We start from the raw sequence: 16,089 nt of genomic DNA, 5'->3' as shown, positions 1-16,089 counted from the left end.
GGGCGCCTCCGGTCGAGGGCGGGCAGGCTCCCGCCGCTCCGGCCGCGCCCGGGGGAGCCGGCTACACCGTCGCCTCGAACGACCCGCTGACCTGGCCCGCACCATCCGTGCACGACCAGCAGACGGTGACGTCCATGCCGTCCTCGGGCATGCCGACGCCGCCGTCGTGGGTGAACCCGTCGACCGGGCCGAACCCTGCGGTGCCGCCGAGCGGGTCGAACCCCAACCCCTTCGCGGCGCCGGGGTCCACGCCGCCCCACTCGCCGGCCGGGCCCTTCGCGCCTCCGACGGCGTCCCTTCCCTACGCCGCCCACGGCGAGCCCGTTCCGCCGCCGCCCATCGCGCCCGGCGGGCCGGGGCAGGTTGCGTACGGCTATCCCGGGCCTGTCCACGGTTACCCGCCGCCAGGTGGAGGCGTGGGTCCCGGTGCCGGGGGCTACTACGGGTGGCCCGGTGTGCAGCCCATGCCGAGCAATGGGATGGGCACGGCGGGGCTCGTGCTCGGGATCATCTCCGCGGCGATCTTCTGTCTGTGGCCGGTGGCCATCGTGATGGGTGCGCTGGCGTTGATCTTCGGCGCGATCGGGCGGGGGAAGGCGCGGCGCGGGGAGGCGACGAACCCGGGGCAGGCTCTGGCGGGGATGATCTGTGGGTCGGTGGGCTTGGTGCTGGGGTTGGGGATGCTGGCGGTGTTGATCTCGACGGTGTAGTGAGCGAGGAGGCTTTTCGCCCCCGCCGCCCTGGCCGGTCCCGTACCTGGGGGCTGCCGCCCCCGGACCCCCGCTTCGGCCTGAACGGCCTCGTCCTCCAACTCCCCCAGAGGGGGCACCCCCAGACGGGCTGGAGTGCCTGGACCGGCGCTGGAAAATCAGCGCCCTGCCGCCTCCTGCTCCCGCAACCGCCCCTACCCCCGCAACCGCTCCCGCGCCCCCATCAACGCGAACCCCAACAGATTCGGCCCCCGCCACCGCTCCGGATCCCCCGCCCCGTCATCCCCGGCCGCGAGCCCGATCCCCCACACCCGATCCACCGGACTGGCCTCCACCAGCACCCGATCCCCCGTCCCCAGCAAGAACCCCCGCAGCTCCGCGTCCGCCGAGAACTTGTGGACCGACCCCTCGACGACGATCCGGAACCGCTCCCGCTCCCACACCGCGTCATCGAAGCCGCGCACGAGCCGCCCGGCCTTCTTGGCCTCGGACGGATGCCCCGCCCCCAGCACCCGCCGTTCCGCCTCCGCGTCCCCGAAGAGCCGGGCCTTCTCGGCCATCATCCAGTGCTCGGCGGTCGCGTACGCCACGCCGGCCACCGTGAACGGCGACGGCCACCACTGACTCAGGCAACTCGCGCTCACCTGTCCGTCCGGTCGTGGCCGGTGGCCCCAGAAGTGCAGATACTTGACTCTCGTCCCCGCACGGACCTCCCTGATCAGGACGTCCCAAGAATCGATCTTCGCCATGTGGCCGAGTCTGGCACGCACCACCGACAATCCGTCCCGGGTTTTCAAGGCCAACTCGACACCTGGTCGACAGATTCCGTTGCGTAACCAAAAGGCAACAACGGAATCACTTGTTGGACCCTTCCTGCTCTGTCAGGATCGGCACTCAAATCGAGCCTGAGCCACGCCACCCCACGCCGACCCCACTGCGGTCCCTCCAGGGGGACACGGAGGAGAGCGACATGCACAACCCGGGCACCGCCACCCCGGAACGATTCCCGGCCCAAGACCGCTTCGCGGACGGCGCGCAGTTCATCGCGGGCCGCCTGGTGAAGGGAACCTCGGGTCGCACGCACGCGGTCGTCGACCCCGCCACCGGCGAAGAGGTCTACACGTACGACCTGGCCGGCACCGAGGACGTCGACGCCGCCGTCGCCGCCGCGCGTGAGGCGTTCCCCGCCTGGGCCGCAGCCACCCCGGGCGAGCGTTCGGACGCGCTGCACCGCTTCGCGGCCGTCCTCGCCGAGCGCGCCGAGGACTTCGCCCGCGCGGAGTCCCTGCAGTGCGGGAAGCCGCTGAAGCTGACCCGTGAGTTCGACGTGCCGGGCACGATCGACAACACCTCATTCTTCGCGGGCGCCGCCCGCCACCTCGCCGGCCAGTCCGCGGGGGAGTACTCCGGCGACCACACCTCATACGTCCGCCGCGAACCCATCGGCGTCGTCGGGTCCATCGCCCCCTGGAACTACCCGCTCCAGATGGCCGCCTGGAAGGTCCTCCCGGCGATCGCCGCGGGCAACACCATCGTGCTCAAGCCCGCCGAGCTCACCCCGTTGACCTCGCTCCTCTTCGCCCAGGCAGCCACGGACGCCGGCATCCCCGACGGTGTCATCAACATCATCACCGGGACCGGCAAGGAGGCCGGCGAGCATCTCGTCGGCCATCCCGACGTGGCCATGACCTCCTTCACCGGCTCCACCGCCGTGGGCAAGCGCGTCGCCGAGATCGCCACGGCCACGGTGAAGCGGCTCCACCTGGAGCTGGGCGGCAAGGCGCCCTTCGTCGTCTTCGACGACGCCGACGTGGAGGCCGCCGCCAACGGCGCCGTCGCGGGCTCGCTCATCAACACGGGGCAGGACTGCACGGCAGCCACGCGCGTGTATGTGCAGAGGCCGCTCTACGAAGAGTTCGTCTCGCGCACCGCCGCCCTCATGGAGAGCGTCCGCCTCGGAGACCCCTTCAGTCCCGGCACCGACCTCGGGCCCCTCATCTCGCACGTCCAGCGCGACCGTGTCGCCGGGTTCGTCGACCGTGCGCGTGCCTACGCGCGCGTGGTCACCGGCGGTGAGGCCCCGCAGGGCGACCTCAAGCAGGGTGCGTACTATCGGCCCACCCTGGTCGCCGACGCCGCCCAGGACAGCGAGATCGTCCAGTCCGAGATCTTCGGGCCGGTCCTTGTCGTTCTGCCGTTCGACAGCGACGATGACGGGATCCGGCTCGCCAACGACACCCCGTACGGGCTCGCCGCCTCCGCCTGGAGCCGCGACGTCTACCGGGCGAACCGCGCCACCCGCGAGATCCAGGCGGGCTGCGTGTGGGTGAACGATCACATCCCGATCATCAGCGAGATGCCGCACGGCGGCTACAAGGCCTCCGGCTTCGGCAAGGACATGTCCGTGTACTCCTTCGAGGAGTACACGCAGATCAAGCACGTCATGTTCGACAACACGGCGGTCGCCAGGAAGGACTGGCATCGCACCGTCTTCGGGGACCGATAGCCGGACCGGACCCGGCCTGAGCGGACCGGACCAGGCGGGACGCCGGACCGGACCGGATCAGATCGGCGCGGCCGCCTCGCCCCTCCCGCGGTCGGCCTCCCCTCCCTCCCGATCTCCCGAAAGGGCACCACGCGCATGGAGCAGTACGAGCCCGACCGCCTGTCCCCGGCCCAAGTGGCCGCCATGCGGCGCAGCCTGCGCAACGGCCGGGCCGCCATGACCCGCCGTTCCCTGCTGCGCGCCTCCACCGGCGGCGCTCTCGCGGTGGGCGGACTCGGTGCGCTCAGTGCCTGCGGGATCCCCGCGGCCGGCAAGACCGAGGGCGGCACGTCCGCCGAGGACCACTCGGCGAAGGAGAAGCAGGTCAGCTTCTCCAACTGGACCGAGTACATGGACGTCGACGACAGCGGCAAGCACCACCCGACGCTGGAGCAGTTCGCGAAGCGGACCGGCATCAAGGTCAAGTACACCGAGGACATCAACGACAACAACGAGTTCTTCGGGAAGATCAAGCCGCAGCTGGCGGCGGGCCAGGAGACGGGGCGCGACATCGTCGTCCTCACGGACTGGCTCGCCGGGCGCCTGATACGCCTGGGATGGGTCCAGAAACTGGACCCGTCCAACCTGCCGCACGCCTTCGCCAATCTCTCCCAGCAGTTCCGCAACCCCGACTGGGACCCGGGACGGGCGTACTCGTACCCGTGGCAGGGCATCTCGACCGTCATCGCCTACAACAAGAAGGCGCTCGACGGCGTCGAGGTGAAGACGGTCTCCGACCTGCTCGACAACCCCAAGCTCAAGGGCCGCGTCGGATTCCTGACCGAGATGCGCGACACCATCGGGATGACCCTGCTCGACATGGGCAAGGACCCCGCCAAGTTCACCGACGACGACTACGACGCGGCGATCGCCCGGCTCCAGAAGGCCGTCGACAACAAGCAGATCCGCCGGTTCACCGGCAACGACTACACCTCCGACCTCACCAGCGGAGACTTCGCGGCCTGCCTCGCCTGGGCCGGTGACGTCGTCCAGCTCAAGGCCGACAGCCCGGACATCGACTTCCTCATCCCGGACAGCGGCTACATGACGTCCAGCGACAACATGCTGATCCCCAACAAAGCCCGTCACAAGACGAACGCCGAGCGGCTCATCGACTTCTACTACGAGCCGAAGCCCGCCGCCGAGCTCGCCGCCTACATCAACTACGTCTGTCCCGTGGACGGCGTGAAGGAAGAGCTCGCGAAGATCGACGAGGACGCGGCGAACAACCCGCTGATCCTCCCCGACAAGGCCATGCAGGCCCAGTCCCGCGCCTTCCGCTCACTGAGCTCGAAGGAAGAGACGGCCTACGAAGAGAAGTTCGCGAAGCTCACAGGGGCGTGACCACCATGACGAACGACACCAGCGGCGACGTCCGCCTCTCCGGCATCAGCAAGACCTACGGCTCCTTCCATGCCGTCCACCCGCTCGACCTGACCGTGCCCCAGGGCTCCTTTTTCGCCCTGCTCGGCGCCTCCGGCTGCGGCAAGACCACCACCCTGCGCATGATCGCCGGCCTGGAGGAACCTTCCTCCGGCACGGTTCACCTCGGCGAGCAGGACGTGACCGCGCTCCCGCCGTACAAGCGGCCGGTGAACACGGTCTTCCAGTCGTACGCGCTCTTCCCGCATCTCGACATCTTCGAGAACGTCGCCTTCGGCCTGCGCCGGCGCGGCATCAAGAGCGTGAAGAAGCAGGTCGAGGAGATGCTCGACCTCGTCCAGCTCGGCGAGCAGGCCCGCAAGAAGCCGCACCAGCTGTCGGGTGGCCAGCAGCAGCGGGTGGCCGTCGCCCGCGCGCTGATCAACCACCCCAAGGTGCTCCTCCTCGACGAGCCCCTCGGCGCCCTCGACCTCAAGCTGCGCCGCCAGATGCAGCTGGAGCTCAAGCGCATCCAGACCGAGGTCGGCATCACCTTCGTCCATGTCACGCACGACCAGGAGGAGGCCATGACGATGGCCGACACGGTCGCCGTGATGAACGCGGGCCGCGTCGAGCAGCTCGGCTCGCCGACCGACCTCTACGAGAACCCGCGCACGACGTTCGTCGCCAACTTCCTCGGCACCTCCAACTTCATCGAGGCCGAGGTCGACTCCAAGAGCGGCGGCGACATCGTGCTGAAGGCGGCCGGCGGCAAGCTCGTCCTGCCGGAGTCACGGTGCAGCGCGGCCACGGCGACCGGCGGCAAGGTGCTGGTCGGCGTACGCCCCGAGAAGATCTCCCTCACGCATGCCGACGAGGCGGGCGAGATACCCGAGGGCCGCAACCGCATCACCGGCAGGATCGCGGACTCCTCGTTCATCGGCGTCTCCACGCAGTACGTCGTCGACAGCCCCGCCTGTCCCGAGTTCGAGGTCTACGCCCAGAACATCGACCGGGACGACCGGCTCGTGCCCGGCGCCGAGGTCGTCCTGCACTGGAACCCGGCGCACACCTTCGGCCTCGACGCGGCCCAGGACATCGACGCCGGCATCCAGGAAGAGGCGGCGGTCTGATGGCGACAGTCACCGAGGCGCCGCCGCCTCTCACCCCCTCCGCCCCGGAGAAGAAGCCGCCCCGCAAACGCGGCCGCCTGGTGCCGTACTGGCTCCTGCTGCCCGGCATCCTGTGGCTGGTCGTCTTCTTCGCGCTGCCGATGATCTACCAGGCCTCCACGTCCGTGCAGACGGGCTCGCTGGAGGAGGGCTACAAGGTCACCTGGCACTTCGCGACCTACTGGGACGCCCTGACCGACTACTACCCGCAGTTCCTGCGCTCGGTGCTCTACGCCGGCTCGGCGACGATCCTGTGCCTGGTCCTCGGCTACCCGCTCGCCTACCTCATCGCCTTCAGGGCGGGCCGCTGGCGGAACCTGATCATGATCCTGGTGATCGCGCCGTTCTTCACCAGCTTCCTGATCCGCACCCTCGCCTGGAAGACGATCCTCGCGGACGGCGGCCCGGTCGTCGGCGCCCTCAACACGCTGCACGTCCTGGATGTCACCAGCTGGCTCGGCATGACCGAGGGCGACCGCGTGCTGGCCACGCCGCTCGCGGTGGTGTGCGGTCTGACGTACAACTTCCTGCCGTTCATGATCCTGCCGCTCTACACCTCGCTGGAGCGCATCGACCCACGGCTGCACGAGGCGGCGAACGACCTGTACGCCAAGCCGATCACCACTTTCCGCAAGGTCACCTTCCCGCTGTCGATGCCCGGCGTCGTCTCCGGCACGCTGCTGACCTTCATCCCGGCGGCCGGTGACTACGTCAACGCGGACCTGCTCGGCTCCACGGACACCCGTATGGTCGGAAACGTCATCCAGACGCAGTTCCTGCGGATTCTGGACTATCCGACGGCCGCGGCTCTCTCCTTCATCCTCATGGCCGCCATCCTCGTCATGGTGACGGTCTACATCCGCAGGTCCGGCACGGAGGATCTGGTTTAAAAATGACCTTCGTCAACTGGCTCAAGCGCAATCTCGTCGTCATCGCGGGATTGCTGACGCTCGCTTATCTCCTCCTGCCCAACGTCATCGTGACGATCTTCTCCTTCAATAAACCGAAGGGGCGCTTCAACTACGAATGGCAGGAGTTCTCCACGGCCGCCTGGCAGGACCCGTGCGGTGTCTCCGACCTGTGCGGCTCGCTGTCGGTCAGCCTCCAGATCGCGTTCTGGGCGACGATCGGGGCCACGCTGCTGGGCACGATGATCGCCTTCGCGCTGGTCCGGTACCGCTTCCGCGCGCGGGGTGCCATCAACTCGCTGATCTTCCTGCCGATGGCGATGCCCGAGGTCGTCATGGCCGCCTCGCTGCTCACCCTGTTCCTCAACATGGGTGCTCAGCTCGGCTTCTGGACGATCCTCATCGCGCACATCATGTTCTGCCTGAGCTTCGTCGTGACGGCGGTGAAGGCGCGCGTGATGTCGATGGACCCGCGGCTGGAACAGGCCGCGCAGGACCTGTACGCCGGCCCCTTCCAGACGTTCGTCCGGGTCACCCTGCCGATCGCCGCCCCGGGCATCGCGGCGGGCGCGATGCTCGCCTTCGCACTCTCCTTCGACGATTTCATCATCACCAATTTCAACGCGGGCTCCACCGTCACCTTCCCGATGTTCGTCTGGGGCTCGGCCCAGCGCGGAACGCCCGTTCAGATCAATGTCATCGGTACGGCCATGTTCATCATCGCCGTACTGTTCGTCCTGGCCTCCATGGCCATCGGAAACCGCCGTAAGAAGCAAAAGGCATAAACCCCTGTAGGGAGTTGAAATCATGGCCCCAAGCGCCATGAGTTCTGGCAATCACTGGACGAAGGCACTCTCCGACGCCCAGCCGGTCCCGTACTGGCTGGACGACCCCGGCCGCCCGCACCCCGAACCCGCCCTCACCACCGCCGAGACCTGCGACCTGCTGGTCGTCGGGGGCGGGTACAGCGGACTGTGGAGCGCGCTCATCGCCAAGGAGCGCGACCCGCAGCGGGATGTCGTGCTGCTCGAAGGCCGCGAGGTGGGCTGGGCCGCCTCGGGCCGCAACGGCGGCTTCTGCGCCGCCTCCCTCACCCACGGTCTGCCCAACGGGCTCACCCGCTGGCCGAACGAGATCCACAAGCTGGAGGAGCTGGGCGCCCGCAACCTCGACGAGATCGAGAAGGCGGTCGCCCGCTACTCCCTGGACTGCGACTTCGAACGCACCGGCGAGATCGACGTCGCCACCGAGACGTACCAGGCGCGGGAACTGCGCGACTGGTACGAGGAGTTGCAGAACAAGGGTCTCGCCGAGGGCATCGAGTTCCTGGACGCCGAGGCGGTGCGGGCACAGGTCGACTCGCCGACGTTCCAGGCCGGTTTCTACGACCGCCGGGGCGTGGCCATGCTCAACCCGGCCAAGCTGGTGTGGGGCCTGAAGCGGGCGTGCCTGGACCTCGGCGTCCGCGTGTACGAGCACACCCCCGCCCTCACCCTGAAGCCGTACGGCGCGGGGATGGCCGTACGCACTCCGTACGGCTCGGTCCGCGCCCGCAAGGTCGCCCTCGGCACGAACATCTTCCCGAACCTGGTCAAGCGCGTCCGCGCGTACACGGTGCCGGTCTACGACTACGCCCTGATGACCGAGCCGCTCACCGAGGACCAGCTCGCGTCGATCGGCTGGAAGAACCGCCAGGGCCTCGGCGACTCGGCCAACCAGTTCCACTACTTCCGCCTCTCGGCCGACAACCGCATCCTGTGGGGCGGCTACGACGCCATCTACCCGTACGGCGGCCGGGTACGGGCCGAGTACGACGACCGTCCGGAGACGTACGCCAAGCTCGCCGGGCACTTCTTCACCTGCTTCCCGCAGCTGGAGGGCGTCCGCTTCACGCACGCGTGGGGCGGCGCGATCGACACCTGCTCGCGCTTCTCGGCGTTCTTCGGTACCGCCCACCAGGGCAACGTGGCGTATGCGGCGGGCTTCACGGGCCTCGGCGTCGGCGCGACCCGGTTCGGCGCGGACGTGATGCTGGACCTGCTGGCGGGGGAGCGGACGGAGCGCACGCAGCTCGAAATGGTCCGCAGGAAGCCAATGCCCTTCCCGCCGGAGCCCTTCGCCTGGACCGGTATCGCCCTCACCAAGTGGTCGCTGGCCCGGGCCGACGCGCAGGGCGGGCGGCGCAATCTGTGGCTCAAGGCGATGGACCGGCTGGGCCTCGGCTTCGACAGCTGAAGCCCGCACGGCAGGTGTGACTCAGCTCACTCGCAACTGGTGGCGAGAACCCGCGTAATGCCTGCCGGTGGACCTCCCTCTTCCCCGTGACGCGATCAGCGTCCACAAGGAAAAGGGAGGTCACCGTCATGACAGGGGCGAAGACGGCGGTCGAGTGGCTGGCATCCGTTGCGCCGAATCCCGAAGCCTGCCGCTGGGAGTGGGAGCGCAATCCTCTCGGGGTCGCACTGCTGCCGGCCGGCAAGGCCTGGGACGTACTCATCCTGCCGGGCGAGCTCGGCTATCCGACCCTCGATGTGCTCACCCGCGTCATCGACCAACCGGGCCCGGTCCTCGTCGACTTCGGCGATGAACGCATGGGTTTCTTCGTGCCGCCCGGCACGGCCGCCCGCTGGCTCGGCACCGGCATCCGTACGGCCGGGGCCGGCACCTGGATCGTCGTTCCGTACCCGGGCCGCGCCACCGGCGGCACCCGCTGGCTGGTCCCACCGGACGGCACCGGCACCCTCACCGACCCGGCACTTCTCGAACTGGCCATGCACGAGGCCGCGGCGGGGCTCGCGGGCACTTGACAGGAAGATTGGTCTGGACCAAGTTGTGTGCGGCTCCACCCTCCATTTCCCCCATGCCTGGAGGCACTTGTGGATCGCTTCAGACCTCTCGCCCTCCTGACCGCCGCGACACTGACCCTGCCCGGCCTCACCGCGCTCTCGTCGGCCGCCCGTGCGGCCGACGCGGACCTGGCCCGCAACGGCGGCTTCGAAGCCGGCCTCGACGGCTGGACCTGCACGGCCGGTACCACCGTCAACTCACCCGTGCGCAGCGGCAGTTCCGCTCTCCAGGCCACCCCGGCCGGCAGCGACAATGCCCGGTGCGCGCAGACCGTCACCGTGAAGTCGGACTCCCAGTACACCCTGTCCGGATATGTCCGCGGCTCGTACGTCTACCTCGGCGCGAGCGGCACCGGCACCACCGACGTCTCCGCCTGGACCCAGTCCGCCCCCGGCTGGCAGCAGCTCACGACGACCTTCCGGACGGGCCCCTCCACCACCCGCGTCACCCTCTACACCCACGGCTGGTACGGCACCGGGGCCTATAACGCCGACGACATCTCCCTCGTCGGACCCGCAGTGGACGCCGGTCAGCCGCCGGCCGCCCCGACCGGTCTGAAGACGGGGACGGTCACCTCGTCCAGCGTCGCCCTGTCCTGGTCGGCGGTGCCGGGTGCGACCAGCTACGCCGTCTACCGTGACGGCGCCAAGGTCCAGACGGCGACCGGCACTTCGGCCACGATCGGCGGGCTCGCACCCTCCACGGCGTACGGCTTCCAGGTCGCCGCGGTGAACGACGCGGGCGAGTCGGCGAAGTCGGCCACGGTGACGGCCACCACCCCGGCCCGACCGGGCGGCGGCGGCACGGACCTGCCGGCCCACGCCCTGGTCGGCTACCTCCACGCGAGCTTCGCCAACGGTTCCGGCTACACCCGCATGGCCGACGTCCCCGACAGCTGGGACGTCATCGACCTGGCCTTCGGCGAACCGACCACGGTCACCTCGGGCGACATCCGCTTCGACCGCTGCCCGGTCACGGAGTGCCCGAACGTCGAGAGCGACGCCGACTTCAAGGCGGCCCTCAAGGCCAAGCAGGCGGCGGGCAAGAAGGTGCTGATCTCGATCGGCGGTCAGAACGGCCAGGTCCAGCTGACCACCACGGCCGCGCGGGACACCTTCGTCACGTCGGTCTCGAAGATCATCGACGAATACGGCCTCGACGGCCTGGACATCGACTTCGAGGGCCACTCGCTCTCCCTGAACGCCGACGACACCGACTTCAAGAACCCGAAGACACCGGTGATCGTCAACCTCATCTCGGCCCTGAAGTCCCTGAAGGCCAAGTACGGCGACGACTTCGTGCTGACCATGGCCCCGGAGACCTTCTTCGTCCAACTCGGCTACCAGTACTACGGCACCGGCCAGTGGGGTGGCCAGGACCCGAGAGCAGGGGCGTATCTGCCGGTCATCCACGCCCTGCGGGACGACCTGACGCTGCTGCACGTCCAGGACTACAACTCGGGCCCGATCATGGGCCTGGACAACCAGTACCACTCCATGGGCGGCGCCGACTTCCACATCGCCATGACCGACATGCTGCTGACCGGCTTCCCGGTCGCGGGCAACGCGAGCAACGTCTTCCCGCCGCTGCGCCCCGACCAGGTGGCGATCGGCATGCCCGCCTCGACCAACGCGGGGAACGGCCACGTCCCTCCGGCCGAGGTCACCAAGACCCTCGACTGTCTGACGAAGAGGACGAACTGCGGCTCGTACGCCACCCACGGCACCTGGCCGGCACTGCGCGGCCTGATGACGTGGTCGATCAACTGGGATCGTTACTCGAACTGGGAGTTCCAGCGGACGTTCGACGGCTATTTCGGCTGAGGAGCAGCCACAGCAGCGTGAGAAGCACCGTGCACAGGCACCAACTGGCCACTACGTCCAGTGGCCAGTGGTAGCCGCGCCGGACCAGCCCGAAGCCGACCCCGAGATTGAGGACGGCGCAGGTGACGAGGACCGCACGGCGGGCGAGCAGGGAGCTCAGCCACGGCAGCAGCACCAGGGTGGCGGCGCCGAAGGCGATGGCGGCCGTGGCCGTGTGGCCGGACGGGTAGTAGCCGGTCGCGGGCGGCACGACCGGGGTGCCGGGGCGGTCGGTCAGGATCTTGAGGGGGATCACCAGGGCCGGGACCAGCGCCATGAGCAGGGCCGCCCAGGCGGCCGGCAACCACCACTGGTGTGTACCAGTGCTGCGAGCCCGCCAGGCGACGTACACCAGACTCACGGCCAGCACGGGCACCGCGACCGGCACATTGCCCAGGTCGGCGAGGAGTTCGGAGAAGCGGTCCGGATGAGCCAGGGCCCGGCTGGCCGCCGCGTCGAGGTCGACCAGCGGGCCGTCGGCCACCACCTGCCAGGTGATGAGCGCGAAGAGAAGGGCGGGCAGCCCGAGGAGTCCGAGAAGGACGAAGAGGGAGGTCGGCCGCCCCGGAACAGGGGGGGTGGTTCCGGGGCGGCCGTCCGGATCGGATGGTCGCGCGCCCCGGGGGGTTTGGGGCGGGCGACTGTCCGATCGGTGAGGAGATCCGGAGCCGGAAGCTCCGGGTGTGTGCGCGAGGGCACGACCAGGTCGAAGCTGGGGAGGCCTCGGCCCGAAGTCGCCCAGAGTCCCCTCTGGGCGGGGTGTATCTCTCATCTGCTTAGAACCTACGGCAGGGCGATGGTGTTAGACAGCCGGAATGGCGTCCTGACATCCACCTCGCACACCTTCTTCACACGCTCTGACGGTAGCCGCCCCGGCCCCGGAATCACGGAAGGCGCCGGGGTTGGGGCGGACGAGTCGCGTGGGACGAAGCCCCTGTCGCTCACCAGTGGTTTTGCCGTGACCTCAGATGCGGGTGAAGGCCTGTTCGATGATGTCGAGGCCCTCGTTGAGGAGGTCCTCGCCGATCACCAGCGGGGGCAGGAAGCGCAGCACGTTGCCGTAGGTGCCACAGGTCAGGACCAGCAGGCCCTCCTGGTGGCAGGCCTTGGCGAGCGCGGCGGTCGCCTCCGCGTTCGGCTCCTTGGTGGTGCGGTCCTTCACCAGCTCGATGGCGATCATGGCGCCCCGGCCGCGGATGTCGCCGATGATGTCGAACTTCTCGGCCATGGCGGTCAGGCGGGCCTTCATGGCCGCCTCGATGTTCTTCGCCCTGGCGTTGAGGTCGAGTTCCTTCATGGTCTCGATGGAGCCCAGCGCACCGGCGCACGCCACCGGGTTGCCGCCGTAGGTGCCGCCCAGGCCGCCGGAGTGCGCGGCGTCCATGATCTCGGCGCGACCGGTCACGGCGGCGAGCGGCAGACCGCCCGCGATGCCCTTGGCGGTGGTGATCAGGTCCGGGACGATGCCCTCGTCCTCGCAGGCGAACCACTGGCCGGTGCGGCAGAAGCCGGACTGGATCTCGTCGGCGACGAAGACGATGCCGTTGTCCGAGGCGAACTTGCTGATCGCCGGCAGGAAGCCCTTGGCCGGCTCGATGAAGCCGCCCTCGCCGAGCACCGGCTCGATGATGATCGCGGCCACGTTCTCCGGACCGACCTGCTTGCTGATCTGGTCGATGGCCTGCGCGGCGGCCTCGGGGCCGGCGTTCTCCGCACCGGTCGGCCAGCGGTAGCCGTAGGCGACCGGCACGCGGTAGACCTCGGGCGCGAACGGGCCGAAGCCGTGCTTGTACGGCATGTTCTTCGCGGTCAGCGCCATCGTGAGGTTCGTACGGCCGTGGTAGCCGTGGTCGAAGACGACGACGGCCTGGCGCTTGGTGTACGCACGGGCGATCTTGACGGCGTTCTCGACGGCCTCGGCGCCGGAGTTGAACAGCGCCGACTTCTTGGCGTGGTCACCCGGCGTCAGCTCGGCCAGCGCCTCGGCGACGGCGACGTAGCCCTCGTACGGCGTGACCATGAAACAGGTGTGGGTGAAGTCGGCGAGCTGCGCGCTCGCCCTGCGTACGACCGCCTCGGCGGACGCGCCGACGGACGTCACGGCGATGCCCGAACCGAAGTCGATGAGCCGGTTCCCGTCGACGTCCTCGATGATGCCGCCGCCCGCCCGCGCGGTGAACACGGGCAGCACGGAGCCCACACCCTGCGCGACCGCGGCGGTACGGCGGGCCTGCAGCTCCTGAGACTTCGGGCCGGGGATGGCGGTGACGAGGCGGCGCTCCTGCGGAAGTGCGCTCATGAGGGGCTCCTGGGGGTTTTGCGGACGCTTGTCTTGTTCTTTTCTCGCAGGCTAGGGCGGGGAGTGGGGGGTGGGCATGCTCCATGTGGGCGTTGTCAGGGGGACGCGTTGTCCGTGGTGGACATAGCGACGCCGAGCGTCCGGAGCAGTTCGATCCGTTCGGTCGGCCGTGTAAGCGGTGAACTCCCCGGCGGAGGGCGTTAGATTGGCTCGCTGATGGTGGACGGAGCGGCTGGTCAGGGGGCAAGGGCGATGGACAGCGACGGGACGCAGGACGCGCGGGGTACGCACGCGACGCCTGTGCCGCGATCACGCTCCGCCGTGCCGCCGCGGCCCTCGGTGCCGCCGATGCCGGACGGTTCGGCGTTCCTGACCTGGCTGCGGGCGCCGCGACCTCAGGCGCCGGCCGGCGTGTGGCGGTTCGGGCATGTGCCTCGCCCGGACGAGGAGCCCGAGCGGATCCCGGGGCGGCAGTTGCTGAGCGGGGCGGTGATCGCCTTCCTGGTCGGGTGGCTGATCTGGTCGCTGCTCTGGAACGGCTATCTCGGTGGCTGGTGGGTGCTGCCCCTGGAGCTGTTCACTCCGGACTCCTGGCGCGAGAACAACGACGCCGTCGGCAACGCCGTCCTCTGGTACAGCTACTACACGCTCATCGCCCTCGCCATAATGCTCGCCGTCGGCCGACTGGGCCGCTGGGGCGAGGTCTGGCGTCGCTACGGTCCGCCCGCCTGGCGTCGCACGGCAGCGGCGCCCGAGCATGCGCCCGCTCCCGAGCAGGACCCCGCGTCGTGGCCCGGGCTGCGCACCGCCGGTGCCGCGGATGCCGCCGAGCGGCTGGGCGCCGACGCGCGGTCGGGGCTGATGCGTGACGTCGACTACGCCCGCATCGTCCGCGCCTGGCAGGGCGTGCGCAGCGGCCGGCACGACCTCGCCACCTTCAGTGGCGCCGTGCTCAAGGACGGCGCCGCCGCCTGTCTGCACCCCTCGGGTGAGCGTGACGTGCCGGCCCGGGTCGCGCGGCACGACCTCGTCAGCGGTCAGGTGCGGCTCGGCACGACCGCCGACGATCCCCGCAATCCGTACGCCTATCGCGGGACGGGACTGGGCCTCGGGCCCGACCTGCTCGGCACCTCCATGCTCGCCGTCGGACCCGCCGGGTCCGGCAAGACGGGGACCGTGGTGCGGCCCCTCGCCGAGTCGCTGTGCCTGCACGCGCTCGCCGGACGGGCCGCCGTGGTCGTGGTCGGCGCGGCGGGCGCGGGGCTGGGACCGGAGGACTCGTACGACGTCGTCGTACGGATCGGAAACCCGGACTCGGTCCACGACCTGGACCTGTACGGCGGCACCGGCGACCCCGACGAGGCCGCGGCCGTGCTCGCCGAGGCGCTCGTCGGGGATCTCGCCGACCCGCACCCCGGCAGCGAGAGCCGCCGCTCCACCACCGTGCTGGCCCAACTGCTCGGGCCGTTCCGCGCGGTCCATCACCGCTTCCCGTCCGTGGCGGAGCTGCGGCAGATGCTGGACGGGGCCCCGGGAGCGCTCGGCGCGCTGCGCACGGCGCTGGAGGGATCCGGGCAGGAGTCGCTCATCCGTGAACTCGACGCCCGGGAGCGGCAGTCGGGGCATCCCGGGGATGTGGCGGCCGTGCTCGCGGACCGGGTGGCGCTGCTCGACCGGCCTGCCTTCGCCGGGTTCTTCGACACGTCCGGGCAGTCGCGGCCGTTCTCGCTGAAGGCCCTCGACCACCCGGTCCGGGTCCGTATCGACCTGCCCGCGCGCGGGCACGCGGAGGCCTCGCGGATGCTGGCGCGGCTGGTGCTGGCGCAGTTCACGGCGAGCATCGCGGTACGGGAGGACCGGTCGCTGTTCGCCTGCCTGGTGCTGGACGACGCGACCGGCGTCGTGACGCCCGAGGCCGTACGGGGCATCCAGCGGCTGCGGTCGGGCAACGCGGGCGCGGTGCTCACGCTGCGCAGCCTGGACGACGCGCCGAGGCCGCTGCGCGGGCCGCTGCTCGGCGCCGCCGGGTGCCGGATGGCGCTGGCCGGGATCACGCCCTGGGACGGGCAGGACTTCGCCGAGGTGTGGGGCAAGGAGTGGACCGAGGCGCGGGACGTCACCGACCGGCAGATCATCGCGGAGACCCCGGCCGGGAAGGCGGTGCACGCGCTGCGGCGGGTGATCACCGGCAAGGCGCCTACCGCGCGGGCGGTGACCGTACGCCAGGTCGAGCGCGAGCGCTGGTCGGCGTCCGAGCTGGCGCACGCGGTGCCGCCGGGGCACGCGGTGCTGTCGCTCACCAGCGTGCAGGGCGAGCACGCGCCGCCGTTGCTGGTGGATCTGCGGGGATGACCTGGGGGTACCGGCGGCAGGCCGCGCGGTGA

14 protein-coding genes are annotated in these 16,089 nt (G+C 69.9%); 10 read left to right on the top strand and 4 right to left on the bottom strand.

Annotated elements, in window-relative coordinates; translation table 11 throughout:
• Positions 1-61 precede the first annotated feature (61 nt).
• On the bottom strand, positions 62-250 hold the full coding sequence (locus ACWGDB_RS16695) for a hypothetical protein (RefSeq protein WP_383607368.1): 189 nt from the start codon (positions 248-250) through the stop codon (positions 62-64).
• A 214-nt stretch (positions 251-464) separates the two neighbouring features.
• On the opposite strand from ACWGDB_RS16695, the gene ACWGDB_RS16690 reads away from it, so the two are divergent.
• Positions 465-710 (top strand): DUF4190 domain-containing protein, encoded by a 246-nt coding sequence (locus ACWGDB_RS16690; protein WP_453823119.1) that lies wholly within the window; start codon positions 465-467, stop codon positions 708-710.
• Positions 711-904: 194 nt separating this feature from the next.
• On the opposite strand, the gene ACWGDB_RS16685 is transcribed toward ACWGDB_RS16690, so the two are convergent.
• Positions 905-1,459: an NADAR family protein gene (locus ACWGDB_RS16685; protein WP_453823118.1), complete on the bottom strand. Its 555-nt coding sequence runs from the start codon at positions 1,457-1,459 to the stop codon at positions 905-907.
• Positions 1,460-1,680: 221 nt separating this feature from the next.
• Here ACWGDB_RS16685 and ACWGDB_RS16680 point away from each other — a divergent pair, with 221 nt between their 5' ends.
• From ACWGDB_RS16680 to ACWGDB_RS16645, 8 genes are all read left to right on the top strand, one after another.
• Complete coding sequence (locus ACWGDB_RS16680; RefSeq protein ID WP_453823117.1) at positions 1,681-3,216, top strand: gamma-aminobutyraldehyde dehydrogenase; 1,536 nt, start codon at positions 1,681-1,683, stop codon at positions 3,214-3,216.
• A 135-nt stretch (positions 3,217-3,351) separates the two neighbouring features.
• Complete coding sequence (locus tag ACWGDB_RS16675) at positions 3,352-4,599, top strand: ABC transporter substrate-binding protein (RefSeq protein WP_328878907.1); 1,248 nt, start codon at positions 3,352-3,354, stop codon at positions 4,597-4,599.
• Positions 4,600-4,604: 5 nt separating this feature from the next.
• Entirely contained in the window at positions 4,605-5,750 is a 1,146-nt protein-coding gene (locus ACWGDB_RS16670; protein ID WP_453823116.1) for an ABC transporter ATP-binding protein, read from the top strand.
• Positions 5,750-6,679, top strand: a complete 930-nt coding sequence (locus ACWGDB_RS16665; RefSeq protein WP_453823115.1) for an ABC transporter permease — start codon at positions 5,750-5,752, stop codon at positions 6,677-6,679. Before ACWGDB_RS16670 ends, ACWGDB_RS16665 begins: the two co-directional genes overlap by 1 nt.
• A 2-nt stretch (positions 6,680-6,681) precedes the next feature.
• Entirely contained in the window at positions 6,682-7,482 is an 801-nt protein-coding gene (locus tag ACWGDB_RS16660; RefSeq protein WP_362384090.1) for an ABC transporter permease, read from the top strand.
• A gap of 22 nt (positions 7,483-7,504) precedes the next feature.
• Positions 7,505-8,932, top strand: a complete 1,428-nt coding sequence (locus tag ACWGDB_RS16655) for an NAD(P)/FAD-dependent oxidoreductase (protein ID WP_453823114.1) — start codon at positions 7,505-7,507, stop codon at positions 8,930-8,932.
• A 128-nt stretch (positions 8,933-9,060) separates the two neighbouring features.
• Positions 9,061-9,504 (top strand): hypothetical protein, encoded by a 444-nt coding sequence (locus ACWGDB_RS16650; RefSeq protein ID WP_453823113.1) that lies wholly within the window; start codon positions 9,061-9,063, stop codon positions 9,502-9,504.
• A gap of 69 nt (positions 9,505-9,573) precedes the next feature.
• Positions 9,574-11,367 (top strand): chitinase, encoded by a 1,794-nt coding sequence (locus ACWGDB_RS16645; protein WP_453823112.1) that lies wholly within the window; start codon positions 9,574-9,576, stop codon positions 11,365-11,367.
• Here ACWGDB_RS16645 and ACWGDB_RS16640 read toward each other — a convergent pair.
• Together ACWGDB_RS16640 and gabT are read right to left on the bottom strand one after the other, a co-directional pair.
• Positions 11,306-12,148: a phosphatase PAP2 family protein gene (locus ACWGDB_RS16640; protein WP_453823193.1), complete on the bottom strand. Its 843-nt coding sequence runs from the start codon at positions 12,146-12,148 to the stop codon at positions 11,306-11,308. The two genes, ACWGDB_RS16645 and ACWGDB_RS16640, sit on opposite strands and share 62 nt — an antisense overlap.
• Positions 12,149-12,370: 222 nt before the next feature.
• The gene (gene gabT, locus ACWGDB_RS16635; RefSeq protein ID WP_453823111.1) at positions 12,371-13,705 is read right to left on the bottom strand and encodes a 4-aminobutyrate--2-oxoglutarate transaminase; all 1,335 of its coding nucleotides are present in this window, start codon (positions 13,703-13,705) and stop codon (positions 12,371-12,373) included.
• A 252-nt stretch (positions 13,706-13,957) separates the two neighbouring features.
• On the opposite strand from gabT, the gene ACWGDB_RS16630 reads away from it, so the two are divergent.
• Positions 13,958-16,057, top strand: a complete 2,100-nt coding sequence (locus tag ACWGDB_RS16630) for an ATP-binding protein (protein ID WP_453823110.1) — start codon at positions 13,958-13,960, stop codon at positions 16,055-16,057.
• Positions 16,058-16,089 lie beyond the last annotated feature (32 nt).

Source organism: Streptomyces sp. NPDC055013, assembly GCF_053608645.1.
Note: the sequence above shows the minus strand (reverse complement) of the source record. Positions and strands in the feature narration are given on the sequence as shown.

Bases quoted from the DNA above. Each gene is read 5' to 3' on its own strand.
- ACWGDB_RS16685 (WP_453823118.1), bottom strand. From the start codon at position 1,459: ATGGCGAAGATCGATTCTTGGGACGTCCTGATCAGGGAGGTCCGTGCG.
- ACWGDB_RS16650 (WP_453823113.1), top strand. From the start codon at position 9,061: ATGACAGGGGCGAAGACGGCGGTCGAGTGGCTGGCATCCGTTGCGCCG.
- ACWGDB_RS16655 (WP_453823114.1), top strand. From the start codon at position 7,505: ATGGCCCCAAGCGCCATGAGTTCTGGCAATCACTGGACGAAGGCACTC.
- ACWGDB_RS16665 (WP_453823115.1), top strand. From the start codon at position 5,750: ATGGCGACAGTCACCGAGGCGCCGCCGCCTCTCACCCCCTCCGCCCCG.
- gabT (WP_453823111.1), bottom strand. From the start codon at position 13,705: ATGAGCGCACTTCCGCAGGAGCGCCGCCTCGTCACCGCCATCCCCGGC.
- ACWGDB_RS16690 (WP_453823119.1), top strand. From the start codon at position 465: ATGCCGAGCAATGGGATGGGCACGGCGGGGCTCGTGCTCGGGATCATC.
- ACWGDB_RS16630 (WP_453823110.1), top strand. From the start codon at position 13,958: ATGGACAGCGACGGGACGCAGGACGCGCGGGGTACGCACGCGACGCCT.
- ACWGDB_RS16660 (WP_362384090.1), top strand. From the start codon at position 6,682: ATGACCTTCGTCAACTGGCTCAAGCGCAATCTCGTCGTCATCGCGGGA.
- ACWGDB_RS16680 (WP_453823117.1), top strand. From the start codon at position 1,681: ATGCACAACCCGGGCACCGCCACCCCGGAACGATTCCCGGCCCAAGAC.
- ACWGDB_RS16675 (WP_328878907.1), top strand. From the start codon at position 3,352: ATGGAGCAGTACGAGCCCGACCGCCTGTCCCCGGCCCAAGTGGCCGCC.
- ACWGDB_RS16670 (WP_453823116.1), top strand. From the start codon at position 4,605: ATGACGAACGACACCAGCGGCGACGTCCGCCTCTCCGGCATCAGCAAG.